Genomic DNA, 22816 nt, shown 5'->3' on the forward strand with positions numbered 1-22816 from the left:
GGGAGGATATAAACGATGAGTGAGAAAACAGCATCTGCGGCAGCGGCAAATTCGCTGCTGCCTACTTATGCGAGATACCCAATCGCGCTGGTGAAGGGCGAAGGAAGCTGGCTATGGGATGATCAGGGCAAGCGCTACCTCGATTTCATGAGCGGCATCGCCGTTACGAATTTGGGACATGCGCCTCGCAAAATCAAAGAAGCTTTAGTGAAGCAGCTTGATGAGCTGTGGCATGTATCCAACCTGTTTCATATTCCGAATCAGGAGGAAGCTGCTAAGCTGTTGACGGACAACAGCAGCGGCGACGCTGTGTTTTTCTGCAACTCGGGCGCAGAGGCGAATGAAGCGGCAATCAAGCTGGCGCGCAAATACCAGCAGAAGATTAAAGGCAATGGCCGTTATGAAATCATTACATTCGAAAACTCCTTCCACGGACGGACGCTGGCAACCTTGACAGCGACGGGCCAGGAGAAGGTAAAGGAAGGCTTTGCTCCGTTGCCGGAGGGCTTCCGCTACATTCCTTACAATGATATTGAAGCTTTGGAAGCGGCAATCAGCGACAAAACAGCGGCGGTCATGCTGGAGCTGGTTCAGGCGGAGGGCGGCATTTATCCAGCTGATCCGGCATTTGTGCATGCGCTGTGCAAGCTATGCCGCAAGCATGGCATTTTGCTTATCGTCGATGAGATCCAGACAGGCATGGGCCGTACAGGCAAGCTGTTCGCTTATGAGCATTACGGCATTGAACCGGATATTTTCACGCTGGCCAAAGGGCTGGGCAGCGGCTTCCCGGTAGGGGCGGCTGTGTGCAGGGAAGAGCTTCGCGAAGCGTTTGGCCCAGGAAGCCACGGTTCGACCTTTGGCGGAACACCTATCGCAACAGCTGTTGTGAAGGCGACGCTGGAGACGATTGTCGGCGACCGTCTGTCTGAGCGTGCGGAGGAGAAAGGCGAATATTTGACGTCGCAACTGAAAGCGAAGCTTGAAGGCAATTCTTTCGTGAAAGACATTCGCGGCAAAGGGCTGCTCGTAGGTATCGAATGCGCGGCACCAATCGCTGGCTTGCTTACTGCAGCGCAGGATAAAGGGCTGCTCGTCATTTCGGCGGGGCCGAATGTCATCCGTTTGCTGCCAAATCTGCTCGTGACGAACGAGGAGATTGATCAAGCGGTGGGCATTTTGGCAGAGCTGCTGGCAGGCGCAAGCGACAATAAATAACAGCTATCATTAATGAAATGCATAGATGGAAGTGGAGGAGATACGATTGCAAGAAGCAGTAAAAGAAGAAATGGCTGCGAGCCTGAAAGGCCGCGATTTTCTCATGCTGGTCGATTATGCGCCAGCGGAAATCCGTTACCTGATCGATCTCGCTATCGAGCTTAAGCAAAAGCTGAAAGCGGGCGAAACGCATCATTTGCTTAAAGGAAAAACACTCGGGATGATTTTTGAAAAATCCTCGACACGTACGCGCGTATCGTTCGAGACAGGCATTTACCAGCTCGGCGGTCACGGATTGTTCCTGAGCGGCAATGATTTGCAAATCGGGCGCGGCGAGTCCATTTGGGATACGGCACAGACGCTTTCCCGCTATTTGGACGGCATTATGATTCGTACATTCGCTCATCGCAAAGTAGTGGAGCTGGCGCGCGGTGCTACGATTCCGGTTATTAACGGCTTGACCGACCTTTCACACCCTTGCCAGGCGCTGGCCGACTACCAGACTATTCTGGAGCATAAAGGCAAGCTGGAAGGGCTGAAAGTGGCTTATATCGGCGATGGCAACAATATGGTTCACTCCCTGCTGATGGGAGCGGCTAAGCTGGGCATCGACATGTCGGTAGCGACTCCGGAAGGCTATGAGCCGGATGCAGACATCGTACAGCAAACGAAGGATCATGCAGCTGAGACAGGCTCGCGCATTCATGTGTGCCGCGATCCGAGAGAAGCGATTGAAGGCGCTGACGTCGTTTATACGGACGTATGGGCAAGCATGGGACAAGAAGCGGAGCAGAAGGAACGCGAGCTTGCTTTTGCCGCTTATCAAGTGAATGAAGCCTTGACTTCACATGCCAAGAAGGACTTTTTGTTCATGCACTGCCTGCCTGCGCATCGCGGCGAGGAAGTGAGCGAGGGCGTCATTGACGGCGACCACTCGATCATTTTTGACCAGGCGGAAAATCGTCTTCATGCTCAAAAGGCCATCATGGCCGCCATTATGTAACAAAGCTTAACTCGGCGTTATTCGGCTTGCCACCCGCATAGCGGGATATTCGCCGAGATTATTCATATTGATTTTAAGGAGTGCGACAATAACAATGGCTAAGGAAAAAATCGTATTGGCATATTCGGGCGGTCTGGACACGTCCGTTATTCTCAAATGGCTGAAAGAAACGTATGATGCGGAAATTATCGCATTCACAGCAGACATCGGACAAAAGGATGAGCTGGACGGACTGGAAGCAAAAGCGCTTGCGACTGGCGCTTCGAAAGTGTATATCGACGATCTGCGCGATGAGTTCGCGTCTGATTTTATTTTCCCTATGTTCCAAGCTGGCGCCTTCTATGAAGGTCAATACCTGCTGGGAACTTCGATTGCCCGCCCGCTGATCGCTAAGCGTATGGTTGATATTGCCCGCGCTGAAGGTGCGACTATTATCGCTCACGGCGCGACTGGCAAAGGGAACGACCAAGTTCGTTTTGAGCTTGGCGTTGCTGCGCTTGCTCCTGATATTAAAGTGATTGCGCCTTGGCGTGAAGAGCAGTTCCGTGAAGAGTTCCCGGGACGCGCGGAAATGATCGCTTATGCGGAGAAGCACAACATTCCAGTTCAAGCTTCGGCTGCCAAGCCCTACTCCACTGACCGCAACCTGCTGCACATCAGCTTTGAGAGCGGCATGCTGGAAGATCCTTGGTTCGACCCGAGCTCCGATGAGAACAAAGATATGTTCGTGCTCAGCGTAGCGCCGGAAGATGCGCCGGATCAATCCGAATACGTGGAGCTGTCCTTTGAAGCGGGCAACTGTACGGCGATTAACGGCGAGTCCCTTACTCCGCTGCAAGTTATGGACAAGCTTAACGACTTGGGTGGCAAGCACGGTATTGGCCGCGTGGACATGGTCGAGAACCGTTTTGTCGGCATGAAGAGCCGTGGCGTGTATGAGACGCCGGGCGGCACAATCCTGTTCAGCGCCCACCGCAAAATGGAGTCGCTCACGATGGACCGTGAAGTCATGAATCTTCGTGATTCCCTCATTGCAAAATACAGCCAGCTTGTATATAACGGCTTCTGGTTTGCGCCTGAGCGCCTTGCGCTGCAAGCACTTGTGCTGGAATCCCAGAAAAACGTGACTGGTACTGTGCGCCTGAAGCTGTACAAAGGCAATATCATTGGCGCTGGCGTACAAAGCCCTGTGAGCTTGTACAACCCAGAAATCGCTACGATGGAAGCTGATCCGACACAAGCCTATGATCAAGGCGATGCTACAGGCTTTATCCGCCTGAACGCGCTGCGTTTGAAAGTCGGAACGAAATACAGCGGTAAATAAAAATAAGTGTACGTCATTTATTAATAGATGCCGGAAGCAAAGGAGAGGCCGCTGCATGCAGCGGCCCCGCGCCTTTTCCGGGAGGGAGTGCGATAACGTGAGCAAGTTATGGGGCGGCAGATTTACGAAGAAGACCGATCAGCTGGTGGAGGAATATACAGCATCCATCCTGTTCGACAAGGAACTGGCGGAAGAAGATATTCAAGGCAGCTTGGCTCATGTAACGATGCTGGGCAAGCAGGGCATTTTGCCGGATAAAGATGTGGAGACGATTCAGGACGGCCTTCACCGCGTCTTGCAGCGCATTAAGCGCAATGATCTGGAGTTTTCGGTGTCCGACGAGGATATTCATATGAATATCGAGAAAACGCTCATTGACGACATTGGCTCGGTAGGCGGCAAGCTGCACACCGGACGCAGCCGTAATGACCAGGTTTCGACCGATATGCATCTCTATTTGCGCAAGCGTGTTGTTGAATTTGTGGATTTGCTGCAAAAGCTGCAATCGTCGCTCGTAGAGCAGGCGAAAGCGAATACGGCTACAATCGTGCCGGGCTACACGCATTTGCAGCGTGCCCAGCCGATTTTGTTCGCCCATCATCTGATGGCTTACGTAGCGATGTTCGGACGCGACATTGAGCGCCTGCAAGACAGCTACAAACGCATCAATATGCTGCCGCTTGGCGCAGGCGCGCTTGCGGGAACGACGTTTCCGATCGACCGCCATTTTGTAGCGAGCCAGCTGAAATTTGATCGTGTTTATGAAAATAGTCTGGATGCAGTCAGCGACCGCGACTTTATTTTGGAATTTCTCTCCCATGCTTCGATCATTATGATGCATCTGTCGCGTCTGAGCGAAGAGCTCATCATGTGGTCCAGCACCGAGTTTAATTTCGTTGAGCTGGATGATGCTTTCTGCACAGGCAGCAGCATTATGCCGCAGAAGAAAAATCCGGATGTTCCTGAACTGGTGCGCGGCAAAACAGGCCGTGTCTACGGCAACCTGGTTGGCCTGCTGACGGTTTTAAAATCGCTTCCGCTGGCGTACAACAAGGATATGCAGGAAGACAAGGAAGGCATGTTTGATACGGTTCGCACGCTGCAAGGCGCGCTGCAGCTGTTCGCGCCGATGATTGCGACGATGAAGGTCAACAAAGACCGGATGCGCCAAGCGGTCAATCAGGATTTCTCCAATGCGACGGATATTGCCGATTTCCTCGTGGGCAAAGGGCTGCCTTTCCGCCAAGCGCATGAAGTTATTGGCAAAACGGTGCTTTATTGCATCGAGCAGGGCAAATACTTGCTAGATCTGAAGCTGGAGGAATTCAAGCAATTTTCCGAGCTGTTTGATGATCGCATTTATGCGGTGCTCCAGCCGGAGCAGGTTGTGGATGCACGCAACGTCTATGGCGGCACAGCGACTGTACAGGTTGAAGCAGCTATCGGCCGTGCCGATGAGGATCTGCTGAAGGTAGCCGCATGGGTAACGGAATACGCTGAGCGCAGCCGTTAAGCTATGCTTAGGGTTTAAAAACAAAAATCTCCAAATCCTCCTTTACGGCGGGTTTGGAGATTTTTTTGAATTCTCGCGTGAGCTTGTGATCATTGTAATCGCAAGTATAGGTGCTTCCCCTTTAAGGGGCAAGTACAGGAGCGACGCGATGCTTCGTTCCTTGCTCGTACGAGTAAGCCAGTTTGATCAGTGTCGGTTCGCTGTAATCGCGGCCGAGGAATTCAATGCTCGCTCCGAGCCCTTCAGCTGTGTAGCCGGCAGGCACGGTAATGGCTGGGAACCCGGAGAACGGGCTGAGGCGATTGTTGCCGCCTGCATTTTGCGCTTCGCCAATTAATGCAGCTGTTTGCGTAGTGGATGGGTAGACAATCGCATCCAGCCTATTGTCAGCCATCACCTTCAGCAGCGCGTCTTTTGTCGTTTTCGTACGGAACAGCACGATGTCCTTGTAATCCTCTGTATTCAGCGATTGCCGGGCATCACGTGTTTTGAGCGAAGCTTCCATCGATTTGTCGAATTGGCCGGAAGCGATAATTTCAGTAAGCGAGTGGTAAGGGGCTTTGGAGCCCAGCTCTGCCAAATATTCATTCAGCTGGAATTTGAATTCATAGCCGCTGAGGCTTGGGTAAGCCATAATTTCCTTCAGGTTTGGAATGGTAATATCGACAGTTACCGCACCTAATTTAGCTAAGTCCTTAACAGCTGCTTGTACCACTTCAGTGGTCGGCTGCTCCGCTTCTGTAGTGCCGAATAGCTCTGTCGCCACCCCGATGCGTGCGCCCTTTAAGCCTTTTGCATCCAGATAGCTCGTGTAGCTGCTTGGAATGTGGCTAATGCTTGCTGCTGTCGCTACGTCGTCAGGGTCATACCCGACCGTTGCATCGAGTACGATGGCTGCATCCGTTACGGTGCGGGTCATAGGTCCGCCTACGTCCTGCGACAGGGCGAGCGGAATGATGCCGTCGCGGCTGGAGAGGCCAATCGTTGGGCGAATGCCGACCAGACTGTTATAGGTCGATGGGATGCGGATGGAGCCGCCTGTATCGGTGCCCATGCCGATGACGCCGAAGTTCGCTGCAATGGCAGCGCCTGTGCCGCCGCTGGACCCTCCAGGGTAGTGGTCCAGCGCATAAGGGTTCAAGGTTTGGCCGCCTAAGGAGCTGCTCGTTGTAATGCCGAATGCAAACTCATGCAAGTTGGCTTTGGCTAAAATAATGGCGCCTGCTGCCTTAAGCTTGGCAACCTGCTCGGCATCCTCAGAAGGAATCGAATCCTTCAGGCACAGACAGCCTGCCGTCGTAGGCATATCATTCGTGTCATAGTTGTCCTTCACGATGACGGGAATGCCGTGCAGCGGGCCGCGGATACCAGAGGCTGCGCGTTCTTTATCCAACTCCTCGGCTATTTCGAGCGCCTTTGGATTGATCGTCAAAATCGCGTTCAGCTTAATGCCTTGGTCATCGTATTTCTCGATGCGATCCAAATATTGCTGAACCAGCTCTTTGTAGGTGAGCTTGCCTTGGCCGACAGCTTGCTGAATGCTGGCAATTGTCGCTTCCGGCAGCAGGAATGGCATGCTGTAATTATAAATGCGATAGGCAAGTGCATAAGCGCCTGCATAAGTCAGCGATTGGTTTGGGGCAAATTGGGATTGGTTCACGCCAAGCATCAGCTTCGCTTCCATAACTGCTCCCACTGATGAAGCATAGGATGCTTTATCCGGCACATCTTTGTATGGCTCGGCAGCAGGGGACAAATGCAGTCCCTTTGCGATCATAACTGCAGCATCCTTGCGAGTGATGGTCGCCCCTTTCACCGCAGCTGTAAACGTAGCGTCTCCGCCTGCAAGCTTGGCGCTTTGATCAAACAGTTTTTTTAGCTCCGCAGCTGGGATGAGCTTATCAGGGGAAATGCTGGCATCCCCCAGCTTAAGCTCTATCGCTTTTGTAGCTTCTTCTTGATAAACAGCTGCTGCCGCAGCGGTAGAGGCTGTTAGAGGCCCTGTGAGCAGCAATGCGCCGGCAAGCAAAGCAGCACTGTGTTTTTTCCATGATGAAAGAAGATTTGGCATCTTTAAACTCCCTCTCTAATATGTAATGTAACCTAACATTAATAAGAGAGTATAGTAGGGAGCATAGAGAGCGCAAGGCTTGAAAATCATCCAAGTAAGCGATTGAATAAGTGTATTTCTAGCTATATCGACGATTTAATCTCGTTATCTCATTATGTTAATAATAATGACATAAATTATAATTAACAATCTATTGGTGTCATGTTTATGTTATATTAATCAAATGTAAAATGAAAGCTAGCTAATGCCGTCCTCAAGCAGCGGCTCTGTCGGTGTGCCCGATCCATTTGGTGTACTCGGTGCGTTTGGAGCCGGATCGAGTTGTGGTGCTGGTGCTTGATCGGTGCCCCCTGCTTTCCCTGTGCCAATATGAATGACAGTAGGCTGGGCACGGTAAGTGTCGCGCGAAATGCGTTCCTTAATTGGAGGTTTGCCCTTTTCCAGCGCCACTCTGTATGTGTCGACGACATAGCCGTTTCGTCCTGGAGCAATCACCTTGCGTGTGCCAGCTGGCAGCGCAGGGTCTTGTAGCTGCTGCACCTCTGGAGACAAAGTGCCGACGGTAACCGATTCAATGCGGTATTGGACATCCTCGGACATTTTTCCGAACAGCTTGATTGTCAGCTTGCGGCCCGCAGATGTTGCGCGAATGACAATGTACTTGTCCGTTGAATTGCGAAACCGAAAGTTTATGGCGCCGTCGGCATAGGTAGCGTCTTGTCCAACGGGCAAATAAGAGACGGGCAGCGAGTGGTTGCGTCTTTCGACAATTTCAAGGCCTGCGCGCAGTGCGGCGTTGTAAAGCGTGCTGGACACTTGGCAGATGCCGCCGCCGATACCGGGAACAAGGTTGCCGTTCAAGATGACGGGAGCTTCCCGAAAGCCGTATTTTTCCTCAACCCTGCGAATGACTTTGCTGTAATCAAAAATTTCGCCAGGAGCCAGCAGCCAGTTGTCGAGAGCAGCCGCCGTTGAGGCGACATTATAGGCGCGGCCCTCGGCACTTGCAGCGAAGTCGGTCGTGAATGACATCATTTTGCGCTCAACCCCTTGCGCTTTAAGCTGCTCGATCGTGACGGAGGGAGAAAGGGTAAGGACAGGAAGTTCGGTGTTATATGCCGCTTGCTCCGCAGGGGATTTAGCAGCGGCGGCGAGCCAAAGCCAGCTTTTCACGTCAGCGGATAGTCGGCTCATTTCAATACGGTATGCTTCTGCTTCCGGCTCATAAAAAATTTCATCCTGGTCCGTAATAATACGAGCTGCATCCTTGGGCTCATTTTGCTCCAGCCAGCCCCACTGCTGGCGTATAAGCTTTTCGAACAAAGCTTGATCAAACGTCTGCGCAAGCTCAAAGTTTCGCGGAAAATGATAGCGGTATTTCACTGCTTCCCATAACGCCCCTTTGCCAAGCTGCTGCAAAGCCCCGCGCACCTCGGAGGTATCGGCCTTGTAGCCAAACGCTTCGGCCCTCCACGTGCGCCTGTCCGAGCCGGCATTGCCGGTGGCGACTGTCAGTTCACGCGCTCCAAGCGCCTGCTCATAGTCATTTAGCAGTTTAATCGCTTCTGGGATAGGCAGCCCGCCAATATCCAGCCCTCCCGCGGTTACGCCTGCCGGAACGGTGCGCTGCTCGGCATAATACGTGAGTCCGCCTGAGCTGACGGACGCTGCAAGCAGCAGGGCAAATACATAAATGCTGATGAGATGCAATTTTTTCAATGGGACAATCCCCCTTCCTCCGGGTCAAGCAAAAACGACTCTGTTATGTATATGCAAGCAGCTAGAATGAATATGAGAATTGTGAAAAATGAGGAAAGAAACCGTCGAAAAGAAAGGATTTACCACGTCATTGTCGAATTACTAATGCTGACTAAAAACAGGATGTGATAACGTGATTGAAATGCAAGACATTTGGAAGACTTACGTCGACGGTACTCATGCACTGCGAGGGGTGTCCGTACGCATAGATCGCAATGAATTTGTGTATTTGGTAGGGCCTTCCGGGGCAGGGAAATCAACCTTCATGAAGCTGATCTATCGCGAGGAAGTGCCTACGAAAGGGCAGCTTTCCGTAAATGGTTTTAATATAGGCAAGCTGAAGCCGCGGAAAATTCCATTTGTACGGCGGAACATAGGCGTTATTTTTCAAGATTTTAGATTGCTTCCGAAGCTGACCGTGTTTGAAAATGTCGCTTTTGCGATGGAGGTTATCGAAGCTCCAAAGCGGATTATCAAAAAAAGGACGATGGAGGTTCTCGATCTCGTCGGCCTCAAGCATAAGCATGCCAGCCTGCCGGCCCAGCTTTCAGGGGGAGAGCAGCAGCGTGTGTCGATTGCCCGGGCAATAGTGAATAACCCGTCGGTTATTGTAGCGGACGAGCCTACCGGCAATTTGGACCCGGAGACGTCCATGGAAATTATGGCTTTGCTGGAGGAAATCAACTTTCGCGGCTCGACCATCGTCATGGCGACGCATAACCGCGATATAGTAAACAGCTTGCGCAAGCGTGTCATCGCAATCGAGAATGGCTTGGTCGTTCGGGATGAGGCAAGAGGGGAGTACGGTTATGAAATTTAGAACCCTGCTCCGCCACCTTAGAGAAGGCTGCAAAAATATTATTCGCAACGGTTGGATGTCGTTTGCTTCCATTAGCTCGATTTTTATTTCGTTATTTTTACTAGGGGCTTTTATGCTGCTGGCGCTGAATGTCAACAATTTTGCCTCCTCGGTGGAGAGCAAGGTGGAAATTCGCGTATTTCTGCAGCTGGATATAGACAAGGCGAAGATGGATGAGGTCGAGAATAAAATCCGCCTCATTCCTGAGGTGAAGAAGGTTACGCTCGTTACGAAGGAACAGGGGCTCGAGGAGCTTCGCAAAAACTTGAGCGACGAAGGCTTGCTTGACGGCTATGACGATGCGAGCAATCCGCTCCCGGACTCTTTTACCGTAGAAGTATTCAATCCCCAGTCTGTCAGCAATGCAGCTGCGCAGATCGAAACGCTTAACACAGGCGATGAAACAGCGCCTATTACGAGCGTGAAATATGGGGAAGGCAAAATCGAGACGCTGTTCAAAATTACGAATGCGGTACGTACCATTGGCCTCGTGATTGTGCTGGCGCTTACGGTAACCGCTATGTTCCTCATTTCCAACACGATTAAAGTGACGATTGTCGCTAGACGCCGGGAAATCGGCATTATGAAATTGGTAGGAGCGACGAATGCGTTTATCCGTTGGCCGTTTTTTATTGAAGGTGCGCTTATTGGCATGATTGCTTCGATATTGACGACGGTTGTGCTGCTCATCAGCTACGCACAGTTTGTTACATTGACGCAGGAGGGACTTGGGCTAATGATGCTTAGTCTCGTATCGGTTCAGGAAGTAGGACTTCAAATTAGCGGTGTATTGATTGGACTTGGCACCTTGATCGGCATATGGGGCAGTACGATATCCATTCGAAAATATTTGAAAGTGTAGGTGGAAGCATCGGTGAAGAGAAGAAATCTAATCGTTCTTATGGTGATAATGACGGTATTGCTTGTACAGCCACTGAGCAGCAGTGCCGCATCGCTGGACAGCATTAATAAGCAGCTTTCAGATGCCAAGAAGGCCATTGACAAGGCGCAGAAGGAAGCTGACGCGACAGAGCAGCAAAAGACGGAAGTATCGACACTCAAATCTGATGTACAAGCTTCTATTAAAGCCGTATTGGCACAGTTGGATGCTGTTGTAGTCAATATGAATAATACGCAAGCAAAGGTTGATCAAACGGAGTCGGAGCTGCAACAGGCTGGCGCGGAGCTGGTAGAAGCGGAAGGCCGTGTCAAAACACGCGACATTCTGATTCAGCAGCGTCTGCGGCTTATGTATGAGAACGGCTCGGTGTCGTATCTTGACGTCTTGCTGAATGCGAGCAGCTTTTCCGATTTTATCGACCGCTTCGATTCGCTTCAGCTGATATTAAGCCAGGATCGCAGCATTTTAGAGCAAAACAAGGTTGATCAGGCGCTGGTTGAGGAGAAAAAAGCTGAGGTCGAGCACAAGCTTGAAGAAGTCAAAACGATGTACACCAAGCTGCAAAACTACCAAAGCGATCTAGCGAAAAAAGAAGCCGAGAAAAACAAGCTCGTTGCTGAATATGATCATCAGCTTGAGGATCTCGAAGATATAAGCGCAGAGCAGGAAGCGCTAATGATTGAATTCGCACAGAAGGTATCCGAGCTGGAAGCCGAGAAGGTGGCGAAGCTGGAAGCGGAAAGAATCGCGAGAGAAAAAGCTGCTGCAGCTGCGGCTGCTGCTGCGGGTAAAGGCAATGGCAGCAACGGAGGCGGAAGCGGCGGTACAGTCTATACGGGCGGTAAGCTGGGCATGCCTATTTTTGACTCGTATCGTGTCAGCTCGGGCTATGGCTATCGGATTCACCCGATTACGGGCTCTAAGAAGCTCCATACCGGCATCGACTTTGCAGCTCCTCAGGGAACGGCTATTCATGCAGCGGAAAGCGGCGTTGTTATTATGGCGCAGCGCTGGAGCGGTTATGGCAATGCTGTCATTATCGACCATGGCGGCGGCATGTGGACGCTGTATGGCCATATTCGCGAAGGCGGCATTAAAGTAAGCAAAGGCGACAGTGTTACAAAAGGCCAAAAAATTGCCGAGGTTGGCAGTACGGGCAATTCCACCGGACCGCATTTGCATTTTGAGGTGCGTATTAACGGATCAACAACTGATCCAAGCAGCTATTTAAAATAGGACGATCAGCAACAAGCGGCAGCCTTCGGGCTGCCCTTGTTCGAAATCCAATCAATTATACATGACTTCATAATTAGTCAGCTTCTATTTCTATTTCTGCTTCTGCGTGAAACGAGCGTTGCCGTCAAAGGATGGCAGCGCCGTTTACGCTTGAACTATTGAGAAAGGATATTTAACGTTATCCATTCTCTATAGTTCCCGGAATGAAAAATATGGAATAAGCAGGTCGCTGGTCGGACGCAAATAAAAGGACAGAACTTGTCATATACTAGGGCGTGTCCTCCAAACGGGAAGGCATGAACTGAAGTAGGTTCTATTTAATGCTGTGGTCAAACGAGAAGGTGGTGTCCTGAATATGCAGTTTAGAGGCCGTACAGTCATTGCTTTTGTGATGATTACGATGCTCGCTTCTGTTCTGGTCACGCTTGTAGTGGCTCGCGATCTTGTCGTGAGCAGCTATCAGGCGTCAGGCTCCGCTCCGGCAGCTGCCGAAACTAGCGGGCAACATGATCTGAATGAAGCCGAGATTGACAAAATGAATGCGGTGCTTGATTTGATTGAAACCAAATATGTGAAGAAGACGGATCGTGAAGAGCTGGTAGACGGCGCAGTCAAAGGCATGCTGGAATCGCTGGATGATCCTTACTCCGTTTATATGGAGAAGACGTCAGCGCAGCATTTTTCCGAATCCATCGAAGGATCTTTCACAGGTATTGGTGCGGAAGTGACGCTGCAAAACGGAAAGCTCGTCGTCGTATCCCCGATCAAAGGCTCTCCTGCCGAACGGGCGGGGCTGCTGGCGAAGGATGTCGTCATTTCGGTCAATGGAGAGAAGCTGGAGGGTCTTGGGCTGAATGAGGCTGTAGACAAAATTCGCGGCCCGAAAGGGACGAAGGCCAAGCTGCAGATCCAGCGGGCAGGCACAAGCGAATCGATCCAGCTGATTTTAATACGGGATGATATTGATGTGGAGACCGTATATGCCCATTTGTCCGATGACCGGATTGGCGTCATTGAAATCCGCCAGTTTTCGCTCAATACGGCTGAACGCTTCAAGGAAGAGCTTGCCCGTCTGGAGCAGGAAGCGAAGCAGCAGGCGGCAGGGCAGGCTCAGGTACAGTCTGGTGCCCAGGTCAGCGAAGGAGCAGGCGATAAGGGACGGCAAGGGCTTAAGGGCCTCGTAATTGACGTCCGCAATAACCCTGGCGGCGTATTGCCGGTCGTTGTAGAAATTGCCGAGCAGTTTATTGCGAAGGGCAGTGCGATTGTTCAGGTGGAGGATCGCGACGGCAAGCGGGAGAAGACGTTGTCCAAAGGCAGCCGCAAAGCCTATCCGGTCGCCGTAGTCATGAACAAAGGCAGCGCCAGCGCCTCGGAAATATTGGCTGGCGCGCTGGGCGAGGAAGCCGGTGCGATACTGGTCGGCGAGACGACGTTCGGGAAAGGAACGGTACAGGTGAGCTACAATAAAGCGCTGGGAGATGGCAGTCTTGTGAAAATGACGATTGCCAAGTGGCTGACGCCAGAAGGCGTCTGGATTCATGAGAAGGGCGTTGAGCCGACCGTGGCCGTAGCCCCTCCATCGCTTTACACCGTTGCGCGGCTGACGATAACCGAAACGCTGAAGCGCGATATGAACAATGAGCAAATTCGCAGTGCGCAAATTATGCTTAAAGGGCTTGGGTATGAGCCGAAGCGCAATGATGGTTATTTCAATGAGGAAACCGTGCAAGCTGTTAAGCAATTTCAGCGAAACTCAAGTCTTCCGGTGACGGGAGAACTGGACAAGTCGACAGCCGCAGCATTGGAGAAGGCGGTTATTGCATGGATTAAAGACAAGAACAACGATGTGCAGCTTCGGGAAGCGATTGAACGGGTAGGCAGGAAATAACGCCTCGTTGTCGAATCCATTACAAGGTTGACTCTGTCTTCGGAGTCAGCCTTTTCTTTTGAATAGGCAGCAGGTGTGAGGCGGGAAAATGCCGCAAAGGCGGCTAAAGGAATAAGTTGGTAAAAATGAAGGAGTGTATGCGGTGAATCAGGCTCTTGCTTTGTTGCAGCAATTCCAGCTGGCGTTGCTTCAACTGCTGGTACAACCTTTTTATTATGTGGCTATTTTATTTATTTTGCTCCAATACACAAAGCAGATTAAGCTTGAACGGCAATTGTTCGCCGTCAAGCTGCATATATGGCCCCGGCTGCTCGGCCGGGCAATCGTCACAGGCTTGCTGGTAGGACTAGCTGTATCCCTTGTAGGCGCGTTTATTGGCGTTGCCGTTACCCAGCAATCAGTGATGTGGTTATGGGGCGTCTCAGCGCTGCTCATGCTGTTTCGCATCCGTTATTTATGCTTCGCTTATGCTGCCGGCGTACTTGGCCTGCTGCAGTGGATCGTTGGGTTTACGCCGCTGGCTTCAGGCGAAGGCATAGCCGGTCAAGCTGCAGCTTCACTCGCCGCCATGGATATGACGGGGCTGTTCATGCTCGTAGCTCTGCTGCACTTGGCAGAGGCGCTGCTAGTGCGAAATCAGGGCGGCAAGCTGGCGACGCCGCTGTTCCTCTCGGGCAAGAGAGGGAAAATTGTCGGCGGCTACATGCTGCAAAGCTTTTGGCCGGTGCCTTTGCTGCTGCTCGTTCCTGTTGGTGGAGGTGCAGGCACTGGCGCTGCAACAGCAGCATTGCCGTGGACGCCGCTGCTTGGCGCAGATTGGTCGCAGGGCTGGACGATCGCCGCGCTGCCGATGATTATCGGCTTTAGCGAATTGACACGCTCGATGCTGCCTGAGGAGAAGGCCAGACACGCCGCGAAAGGCTTGCTGCTTTACAGCGTCGCACTCGCAGCAGCCGCTTTGCTGGCTTGGTGGCTGCCCGTGCTGCTGCCGATTGCCGCGCTCTGCTCGCTGCTGCTCCATGAAGCGATCATCTGGCGCAGCCGCAGGCTGGAAAATGCCAGCAGCCCGCTTTTCGTCCATGACCAGCGCGGCTTGCGCTTGCTAGGCATTTTGCCGCAAACGCCGGCTGAGGCGCTGGGGCTTCAAGCTGGAGAAATTATTTCCAAGGTTAATGGTGTTCGCGTGCATTCGAAGGCTGATCTGCATGCCGCGCTGCATCTCAACTCGGCTTTTTGCAAGCTGGAAGTGCTGAACTATGCGGGTGAAGTAAAGTTTGTGCAGCGTGCGCGTTATGAAAATGAGCATCATCAGCTCGGAGTTATTTTGGCGCCGGACGAGGATGCGAATTTCTATGCGGCCTCAGGCCCTGCTTCGCTGATTGACTTGTTGAAACGCAAGCGTACGGCGCATCGCCGGGGTTCATCTAAAGTGCCGGCTGCTGTAAATAATGCCGCGTCTGGCGAAAAAACGTCAGTATAGCATGAGCTGCGGTACTACCGTTCTAAATGGCTTTTGTCTAGGCCTGCTGGACAGGCTGATAGCAAATATTGTTCCAAAAGCGCAGTGACAGATTTTTTGATTCTGTCACTGCGCTTTTTTATTTGGCCTCATGTAGGGAAATTTAGCTGGTTGCATCGGAGAATGCTTAGAGCTATAATAAACGGGAACACATATTCTTATAGAAGAGCAGATTTGTCTGCATGAACTGGAATTACTTGTAACAGCATGAACAAATTGAGGCTTGCTGCTTCTTTTGCACGATATAGACTATAATGATAGATAGCTGAGGAACGAAGAAGGAGTGGATGGCTGAAGTGAGTAATCTTGCACCGCAAGCCCGTAACTTTGAGATTAAGTCCGACTATACGCCGCAAGGCGACCAGCCGCGTGCCATTAAGCAGCTGGTTGAAGGCGTTGAAGCAGGAGAGAGATTTCAAACGCTGCTTGGGGCGACTGGAACGGGAAAGACCTATACGATTGCCAATATGATTGCGCAGGTGAATCGGCCTACGCTCGTTATTGCGCATAACAAGACGCTCGCAGCGCAGCTGTGCAGCGAATTTAAGTCTTTTTTTCCCGATAATGCCGTGGAGTATTTCGTCAGCTATTACGATTATTTTCAGCCGGAAGCTTATATTCCTTCAACCGATACGTATATTGAGAAGGATTCGAGCATCAATGAAGAGATTGATAAGCTGCGCCACTCTTCGACCAGCTCGCTGTTCGAACGCAGAGACGTTATTGTTGTAGCCAGCGTTTCCTGTATCTATGGCTTAGGTTCGCCGAAGGAGTACGGCAGCATGCTGCTGTCGCTGCGCGTAGGGATGGAGAAGCCCCGCGATGCGATTTTGCATAAGCTGGTCGATATTCAATATCAGCGCAACGATATTAACTTTATTCGCGGGACATTCCGTGTCCGCGGCGATATTATAGAGATTTTTCCCGTTGCCAATAATGAGCGGGCGATTAGAATTGAACTGTTCGGCGACGAGATTGAACGGATTACGGAAATTGACGTATTGACCGGCGAGATCGTGGGCGAGCGTGAGCATGTTGCGATTTTTCCAGCGTCTCACTTTGTAACTCATGAGGAGACGATGAAGCTTGCGCTCGTTAATATTGAGCGAGAGCTGGAGGAGCGGCTTGCCGAGCTTAAGGAAGCGGGCAAGCTGCTGGAGGCGCAGCGGCTTGAGCAGCGTACGCGCTATGATATTGAGATGATGAGCGAGATGGGTTTTTGCTCAGGCATCGAGAACTATTCGGGTCCATTGACGTTCCGGGAACGGGGAGCAACGCCGTATACGCTCTTCGATTATTTTCCGGATGACATGCTCATTGTGATTGATGAGTCGCATGTATCGCTGCCGCAGATTCGCGCCATGTACAATGGCGACCGGGCTAGGAAGGAAATGCTCGTCAATCACGGTTTCCGGCTGCCATCGGCGATGGACAATCGGCCGCTTAAGTTCGAGGAGTTTGAGGCGAAGGCTAAGCAGACGATTTATGTCTCTGCTACACCGGGTCCTTTTGAACTGGAGCAATGCCCGACAATGGTAGAGCAAATTATTCGTCCTACCGGCCTGCTTGATCCGATCATTGAGCTTCGGCCAACGAAGGGACAGATCGATGATTTGCTGGGCGAAATTCGCGATCGGGTAGCGAAGGATGAACGGGTATTGGTGACGACGCTGACGAAGAAGATGGCGGAGGATCTAACCGATTATTTTAAGGAAATTGGCGTGAAGGTGCGTTATTTGCACTCGGATATTAAGACGCTGGAGCGGATTGCAATATTGCGCGATCTAAGGCTGGGCGTGTTCCACGTACTGGTGGGCATTAACCTGCTTCGGGAAGGGCTTGATTTGCCCGAAGTATCGCTGGTAGCGATTTTGGATGCGGATAAGGAAGGCTTCCTGCGCTCAGACCGCTCCCTCATTCAAACGATTGGACGCGCGGCGCGCAACAGCGAAGGCCGGGTTATCATGTACGGCGATAAGGTGACGGATTCTATGGGCCGTGCAATGAAGGAAACAGAACGTCGGCGGACGATTCAAGAAGCTTTCAACGAGAAGCATGGCATTACGCCGCAGACGATTCGCAAGAAGGTATTGGAAGTGATTGAAGCGACCAAGGTTGCCGAGCAGAAGGCCGATTATTTGGCGGATGCCGGATCTGGCAAGATGTCGAAGAAGGACCGTCAGTCGATGATTAATAGATTGGAAGTTGAAATGAAGGATGCGGCGAAAAACCTGCAATTTGAGCGGGCAGCCGAGCTTCGTGACGCGTTGCTGGAACTGCGTGCAGGATTGTAGAAGCGAATCAAGAGGATGGACAGGATAGAGGAGGAAATAAGATTGGGTAGCGACAAAATTGTAGTCAAAGGCGCTCGTGCACACAATTTGAAAAATATTGATGTCACCATTCCGCGCGACAAGTTTGTTGTATTAACGGGATTGAGCGGCTCAGGCAAATCGTCCCTTGCATTTGATACGATTTACGCCGAAGGACAGCGCCGTTATGTGGAGTCCTTATCTGCCTATGCCAGACAGTTTCTCGGCCAGATGGAGAAGCCCGATGTGGATTCCATTGAAGGCTTGTCTCCGGCCATTTCGATTGACCAGAAGACGACTAGCCGCAATCCTCGTTCGACTGTAGGTACAGTAACGGAAATTTACGATTACCTACGCTTGCTGTTCGCACGGATTGGCAAGCCTCATTGTCCAGAACATGGGATCGAGATTACTTCGCAGACCGTAGGCCAAATGGTTGACCGTATTATGGAATATCCCGAGAAGACGAAGCTGCAAATTTTGGCACCTCTCGTTTCCGGCCGCAAGGGCGAGCATACGAAGCTGTTTGCCGATATTCAGAAGCAGGGCTTCGTCCGTGTTCGCGTAAATGGCGAGCTGCGCGAGCTCAGTGAGAAGATCGAGCTGGAGAAAAATAAAAAACATAGCATTGAGGTCGTTGTCGACCGCATCGTCGTGAAGGCAGACGTGCACAGCCGCTTGGCTGATTCAATAGAGACGGCACTTAAATTGGCCGATGGCCGGGTGCTCGTTGACGTAATGGAGAAAGAAGAACTGTTGTTCAGCTCAAACCTGGCTTGTCCAGTATGCGGCTTTAGCGTAGAAGAACTCGCACCGCGGATGTTTTCATTCAACAGCCCTTTCGGTGCTTGTCCGGATTGCGACGGTTTAGGCGCGAAGATGATCGTCGATCCAGATTTGCTCGTTCCCGATACGAGCAAATCCATTAAAGATGCAGCATTTCTTGCCTGGGCCGGAAGCACATCCAATTATTATCCGCAGTTTTTAAGCTCGGTTTGCGAGCATTATGGCATTCCACAGGATGTGCCGGTTTCTGAGCTCAGCGACGAGCAAATGAATAAGCTGCTTTATGGTACGGGTGGAGAACGTGTTCGCTTTCTATATGAGAATGACTTTGGTCATCGCAAAGAGGCTTATGTGCCATTTGAAGGTATCGTTAATAATTTGGAGCGGCGCTACCGCGAGACAGCGTCCGATTCCATGCGTGAGTATATCGAAGCTTATATGAGTGCCAAGCCATGTGGCGGCTGCAAAGGCCAGCGGCTGCGCAAGGAAACACTAGCTGTAACGATTGCCTCCCAGAACATCGCTCACGTCACTTCGCTTTCCATTGGCGATTCGCAGCGCTTCTTCGAAGGCTTGGTATTAACGGAGAAGGAACAAACGATTGCCAATCTGATTTTGAAGGAGATTAACAGCCGGCTGGGCTTCCTTGTCAATGTGGGGCTGGAATATTTGGCAATGAACCGTGCGGCGGGAACGTTGTCCGGCGGTGAAGCACAGCGAATTCGATTGGCAACGCAGATCGGTTCGAGCCTGATGGGCGTTCTTTATATTTTGGATGAGCCGAGTATCGGACTGCATCAGCGGGACAATGATCGGCTGATTGAGACGCTTGTGCACATGCGGGATATTGGCAATACGCTTATTGTTGTAGAGCATGATGAGGATACGATGCTGGCGGCTGATTACATTATCGATATTGGCCCTGGTGCGGGCATTCATGGCGGTACCGTTATCGCCGAAGGAACACCAGCGGAGATTATGCACAATGAGCATTCGTTGACTGGCCAATATTTGAGCGGGCGCAAGTTTATTGAGGTACCGCTGGAGCGCCGCGCTGCGGGCGATAAGTGGTTGGAAGTTCGCGGTGCGAAGGAAAATAATTTGCGCGGGGTCAATGTGAAAATTCCGCTTGGCATTTTTACGGCAGTTACTGGCGTATCAGGTTCGGGCAAATCGACCTTCGTCAATGAAATCGTATATAAGACGCTTGCTCGTGATTTGAACCGAGCGAGAACACGTCCAGGACAATATAAGGAAATGCGCGGTATCGAGCATTTGGAGAAGGTCATCGACATTGACCAATCGCCGATTGGCAGAACGCCGCGCTCGAATCCTGCTACGTATACCGGCATGTTTGATGACGTTCGCGACCTTTATGCCTCGACCAATGAGTCCAAGGTACGGGGCTATAAGAAGGGCAGATTCAGCTTTAATGTGAAGGGCGGCCGCTGCGAGGCTTGCCGTGGAGACGGCATTATCAAGATTGAAATGCATTTCCTCCCTGACGTGTACGTTCCTTGTGAAATTTGCAAAGGCAAGCGTTACAATCGTGAAACGCTGGAAGTGAAATATAAAGGCAAGAGCATTGCTGATGTTCTCGAAATGACGATTGAGGATGGCTGCAAGTTTTTTGAAAATATTCCGAGAATTCAGCGCAAATTGCAGACGCTGCTTGATGTAGGTTTAGGCTATATGCGCCTGGGACAACCTGCAACTACATTGTCTGGCGGCGAAGCACAACGTGTTAAGCTGGCTTCCGAGCTGTATCGCCGGAGTACGGGCAAAACGATGTACATTTTGGATGAGCCGACGACAGGCCTGCATGCCGATGATATTGACCGTCTGCTGATGGTGTTGCACCGCCTTGTTGATTCGGGCGAATCGGTACTCGTCATTGAGCATAATCTGGACGTTATTAAGACAGCCGATTATTTGATCGATTTGGGACCGGAAGGCGGAAGCGGCGGCGGAATGATCGTGGCAACGGGAACGCCTGAGGAAGTGGCCAAGGTAGACAAGTCCTATACAGGAAAATACCTGAAGCCTATTATGGAACGTGACCGTGAACGGACTATCCAGCGTCGCGAGACGGAATCTTCCGTTGCGGCAGCATCTAATTAAGCTTGGTATTATGAGGCTAGCCAACCGATAGGGGCTAGCCTTTTTTCTATGTTTGATTGTTCCTTTAGCTACATTTAATGACGGCTGCAGGTTATAAGGTTGGACAAAGCTGGACACCGTATAATGAGATAGCAGCAAAGCCTCCTGCTAGCGGTTAGTCAGGATGCGGCGTACTTCATGGACAAACGTGACAAAGTTGTTACGAAAACAGATTCGGACTTGCGTCGGACGCATGGAAAAGATAACATATAGGTTAGGATAGGATGCGTATGGCCAAATGGATTTTTTAGTTTGGAAGACTGGTCCTAAAGCAAGTGGAATGGAGCAAAAGCTTAACTGTGGGAGGGGTCATTCAAATGTTTTTGGCAGAAGAAGCAGCACAAACGACCAGCAACATTAACACGTTTGACTGGTTCATGCTTGCGTTTACAATTTTGTTATTGATCGGCTTTGTCCGGTTGGTCAAAGAGCGCAAGAAGAACATTTTTGCGATTGGTTTCACAGCTGTATCTTTGGGATTGTTTTTGTTTATTGATTACGTCATGATCGCCAAAGTATGGTTGGCATAAGGAAAAACAAAAAAAGTTCGTCCAAGTTGAATCCAACCTGGGCGGACTTTTTTTATTGCCTACTTGACAATATACCAGTGATCCGATAGGATTTAAAACAAAACTGACTGACGAGTCAATCAATGGAGGCGATGCTTTATCGGAACCGTAGATCGGAATACGGCGAACAATGCGGAGCGCAAACACCAGATTATGGAGTCCGCACTGAAGCGTTTTGCCCTTCATGGTTACCATTCGACGAAAGTTTCGGATATTGTAGCGGATGCAGGGGTTGCACAAGGCACTTTCTATTGGTATTTCAAAAGCAAAGAAGCAATAGCTATAGAAATTGTACAGGATGGCCGGGAGCGGCTGCTTACGGTTATTGGGCAAGGCTATCGTAAAAATGCTGGTTCGGTGCAGGACATGGTTTCGGCCTCTGAGCATTTGCTGACCGAGCTGTTCCATTTTGCCAAGGAAAATCGGTATTTAATGGGCATGCTGCTGGATGGCACGGGATTCAGCGAAGTCGTGAGACAGGAAATAACGGTTACTCAAATGGCGATGGAGCAATCTTTTGTACTCAATATTGAACGTGCCACTGAGCTGGGCATGCTGCCCGCCGCCATTGATGCCAAGCTGCGAGCAGCATTTCTGATGAGCCTCATTGAAGGCGTACTGTCTCGTTGGCTGTTTCGCAGCACGCCGGAAAGCGATGCTATCGCGGTAAAATCTGCGGAATTGCTGGCTGCGGAAACGGCGCGCTTTGAATTTTTCGGCTTATTAGGCATTTAGCTGCATTTCCCTGAGAAAGCCGGACACATTAATAAGCAACAATATAAATATTAGAGAAGCTATGAAGGAGAGAGTGGAAGATGAGGAATCAAATGAAAAAAACAACATTATGGATGATGACAGCTATTTTGCTGATGGCGGTTATTGTGGCGGGCTGCGGCTCGAAGAACAGCAACAGCGGAAATGCGGGGTCAGCTTCGCCAACAGCGGAAGCAGAAGCAACAGCCTCTTCCAATTTGCTGGAGCAGGTGAAACAGGCTGGCGTACTTAAGGTAGGCTTGATGGGAACCTATGCCCCGTATAACTTTTTGAACGAAAACAAGGAAATGGATGGCTTCGACGCGGATATTGCTAAAGAAATTGCGAAGCGCCTTGGCGTTAAAGCCGAGTTTGTCGCACAGGAGTTTTCCGGGATGATTGCCGGTCTGCAGGCGAAGAAATTTGATGTCGTCATTAGCCAAATGACGATTACTGACGAGCGCAAGGAGCAGATGGATTTTACTGAACCGTATATTACGAACTCTGTCAAAATCATCGTTGCCGAGAAAAACGATACGATCACGAAGCTGGCTGATTTTAAAGGCAAAAACATTGGCGTAGGCCTTGGTACGAACGACGAAACGTATCTTCGCAAAACGGTGCTGCCTGAAGTCGGCAACTTCACCATCAAAACCTATGATGATGTCATTACGTCGCTGCAGGATTTGAATGCAGGCCGTATCGATGCGACGATCAACAATATGTATGCTCTGAAGCCGATCGTCGAGAAAAATGGCTTTAAAATCAAAGCGGTTGGCGATCCAATCAAATCGGACAATGCAGGCATCGCAGTGCGCAAAGACAATCCTGAATTCCGCGATGCGCTGAATGAAGCTTTGAAGGCGATGAAAGCCGACGGCACGTATAAAACTATTTTTGTAAAATGGTTCGGCGAGGAGCCAACGGCTGAATAAGCCCGGCT

The 22816-nt window shown here is 50.9% G+C and carries 16 protein-coding genes; 14 read left to right on the forward strand and 2 right to left on the reverse strand.

Annotated elements, in window-relative coordinates; genetic code table 11:
• The first annotated feature begins 15 nt into the window (after window positions 1-15).
• The 4 genes from BBD42_RS11365 to argH all read left to right on the forward strand — a co-directional run bounded on the left by BBD42_RS11365 (window position 16) and on the right by argH (window position 5058).
• A complete protein-coding gene (locus tag BBD42_RS11365; protein ID WP_099518259.1) occupies window positions 16-1218 on the forward strand; it encodes an acetylornithine transaminase in 1203 nt (400 codons plus the stop codon).
• 25 nt (window positions 1219-1243) lie between these two features.
• The gene (gene argF / locus BBD42_RS11370) at window positions 1244-2221 is read left to right on the forward strand and encodes an ornithine carbamoyltransferase (protein ID WP_099518260.1); all 978 of its coding nucleotides are present in this window, start codon (window positions 1244-1246) and stop codon (window positions 2219-2221) included.
• Between the two features lie 94 nt (window positions 2222-2315).
• Window positions 2316-3545 (forward strand): argininosuccinate synthase, encoded by a 1230-nt coding sequence (locus BBD42_RS11375; RefSeq protein ID WP_046229721.1) that lies wholly within the window; start codon window positions 2316-2318, stop codon window positions 3543-3545.
• A gap of 97 nt (window positions 3546-3642) precedes the next feature.
• Window positions 3643-5058 (forward strand): argininosuccinate lyase, encoded by a 1416-nt coding sequence (gene argH, locus BBD42_RS11380; protein WP_056037105.1) that lies wholly within the window; start codon window positions 3643-3645, stop codon window positions 5056-5058.
• 121 nt (window positions 5059-5179) lie between these two features.
• Here the strand turns inward: argH and BBD42_RS11385 are convergent, their stop codons facing one another.
• Complete coding sequence (locus BBD42_RS11385) at window positions 5180-7129, reverse strand: amidase family protein (RefSeq protein ID WP_099518261.1); 1950 nt, start codon at window positions 7127-7129, stop codon at window positions 5180-5182.
• 237 nt (window positions 7130-7366) lie between these two features.
• The gene (locus BBD42_RS11390) at window positions 7367-8848 is read right to left on the reverse strand and encodes a VanW family protein (protein ID WP_099518262.1); all 1482 of its coding nucleotides are present in this window, start codon (window positions 8846-8848) and stop codon (window positions 7367-7369) included.
• 172 nt (window positions 8849-9020) lie between these two features.
• Between BBD42_RS11390 and ftsE the strand changes: the two genes are divergently transcribed.
• The 10 genes from ftsE to BBD42_RS11440 all read left to right on the forward strand — a co-directional run bounded on the left by ftsE (window position 9021) and on the right by BBD42_RS11440 (window position 22808).
• A complete protein-coding gene (gene ftsE / locus BBD42_RS11395) occupies window positions 9021-9707 on the forward strand; it encodes a cell division ATP-binding protein FtsE (protein WP_046229739.1) in 687 nt (228 codons plus the stop codon).
• Window positions 9697-10608: a permease-like cell division protein FtsX gene (ftsX, locus tag BBD42_RS11400; protein ID WP_099518263.1), complete on the forward strand. Its 912-nt coding sequence runs from the start codon at window positions 9697-9699 to the stop codon at window positions 10606-10608. Before ftsE ends, ftsX begins: the two co-directional genes overlap by 11 nt.
• A gap of 12 nt (window positions 10609-10620) precedes the next feature.
• The gene (locus BBD42_RS11405; RefSeq protein WP_237163449.1) at window positions 10621-11883 is read left to right on the forward strand and encodes a murein hydrolase activator EnvC family protein; all 1263 of its coding nucleotides are present in this window, start codon (window positions 10621-10623) and stop codon (window positions 11881-11883) included.
• Between the two features lie 355 nt (window positions 11884-12238).
• Complete coding sequence (locus BBD42_RS11410; protein WP_099518265.1) at window positions 12239-13774, forward strand: S41 family peptidase; 1536 nt, start codon at window positions 12239-12241, stop codon at window positions 13772-13774.
• Window positions 13775-13916: 142 nt separating this feature from the next.
• Window positions 13917-15254, forward strand: coding sequence for a PDZ domain-containing protein (locus BBD42_RS11415; protein WP_099518266.1), 1338 nt, complete (start codon window positions 13917-13919; stop codon window positions 15252-15254).
• A gap of 335 nt (window positions 15255-15589) precedes the next feature.
• A complete protein-coding gene (uvrB, locus tag BBD42_RS11420; RefSeq protein WP_481855934.1) occupies window positions 15590-17587 on the forward strand; it encodes an excinuclease ABC subunit UvrB in 1998 nt (665 codons plus the stop codon).
• A gap of 42 nt (window positions 17588-17629) precedes the next feature.
• Window positions 17630-20512, forward strand: a complete 2883-nt coding sequence (uvrA, locus tag BBD42_RS11425) for an excinuclease ABC subunit UvrA (RefSeq protein WP_099518268.1) — start codon at window positions 17630-17632, stop codon at window positions 20510-20512.
• A 356-nt stretch (window positions 20513-20868) separates the two neighbouring features.
• Window positions 20869-21081 carry a hypothetical protein gene (locus tag BBD42_RS11430; protein WP_099518269.1) on the forward strand — a complete coding sequence of 71 codons (213 nt, stop codon included), beginning with the start codon at window positions 20869-20871 and terminating at the stop codon, window positions 21079-21081.
• Between the two features lie 192 nt (window positions 21082-21273).
• Entirely contained in the window at window positions 21274-21855 is a 582-nt protein-coding gene (locus tag BBD42_RS11435) for a TetR/AcrR family transcriptional regulator (RefSeq protein WP_099518270.1), read from the forward strand.
• Window positions 21856-21935: 80 nt separating this feature from the next.
• A complete protein-coding gene (locus tag BBD42_RS11440) occupies window positions 21936-22808 on the forward strand; it encodes a transporter substrate-binding domain-containing protein (RefSeq protein WP_216364927.1) in 873 nt (290 codons plus the stop codon).
• The last annotated feature ends 8 nt before the right edge of the window (window positions 22809-22816 follow it).

It is taken from the genome of Paenibacillus sp. BIHB 4019, from assembly GCF_002741035.1.
Lineage (GTDB): Bacteria > Bacillota > Bacilli > Paenibacillales > Paenibacillaceae > Pristimantibacillus.

Excerpts from the sequence above, each read along its gene's own strand:
- BBD42_RS11430 (WP_099518269.1), top strand. The coding sequence starts at position 20,869 with ATGTTTTTGGCAGAAGAAGCAGCACAAACGACCAGCAACATTAACACG.
- BBD42_RS11435 (WP_099518270.1), top strand. The coding sequence starts at position 21,274 with ATGGAGTCCGCACTGAAGCGTTTTGCCCTTCATGGTTACCATTCGACG.
- BBD42_RS11410 (WP_099518265.1), top strand. The coding sequence starts at position 12,239 with ATGCAGTTTAGAGGCCGTACAGTCATTGCTTTTGTGATGATTACGATG.
- argF (WP_099518260.1), top strand. The coding sequence starts at position 1,244 with ATGGAAGTGGAGGAGATACGATTGCAAGAAGCAGTAAAAGAAGAAATG.
- BBD42_RS11440 (WP_216364927.1), top strand. The coding sequence starts at position 21,936 with ATGAGGAATCAAATGAAAAAAACAACATTATGGATGATGACAGCTATT.
- BBD42_RS11375 (WP_046229721.1), top strand. The coding sequence starts at position 2,316 with ATGGCTAAGGAAAAAATCGTATTGGCATATTCGGGCGGTCTGGACACG.
- ftsX (WP_099518263.1), top strand. The coding sequence starts at position 9,697 with ATGAAATTTAGAACCCTGCTCCGCCACCTTAGAGAAGGCTGCAAAAAT.
- BBD42_RS11365 (WP_099518259.1), top strand. The coding sequence starts at position 16 with ATGAGTGAGAAAACAGCATCTGCGGCAGCGGCAAATTCGCTGCTGCCT.
- BBD42_RS11385 (WP_099518261.1), bottom strand. The coding sequence starts at position 7,129 with ATGCCAAATCTTCTTTCATCATGGAAAAAACACAGTGCTGCTTTGCTT.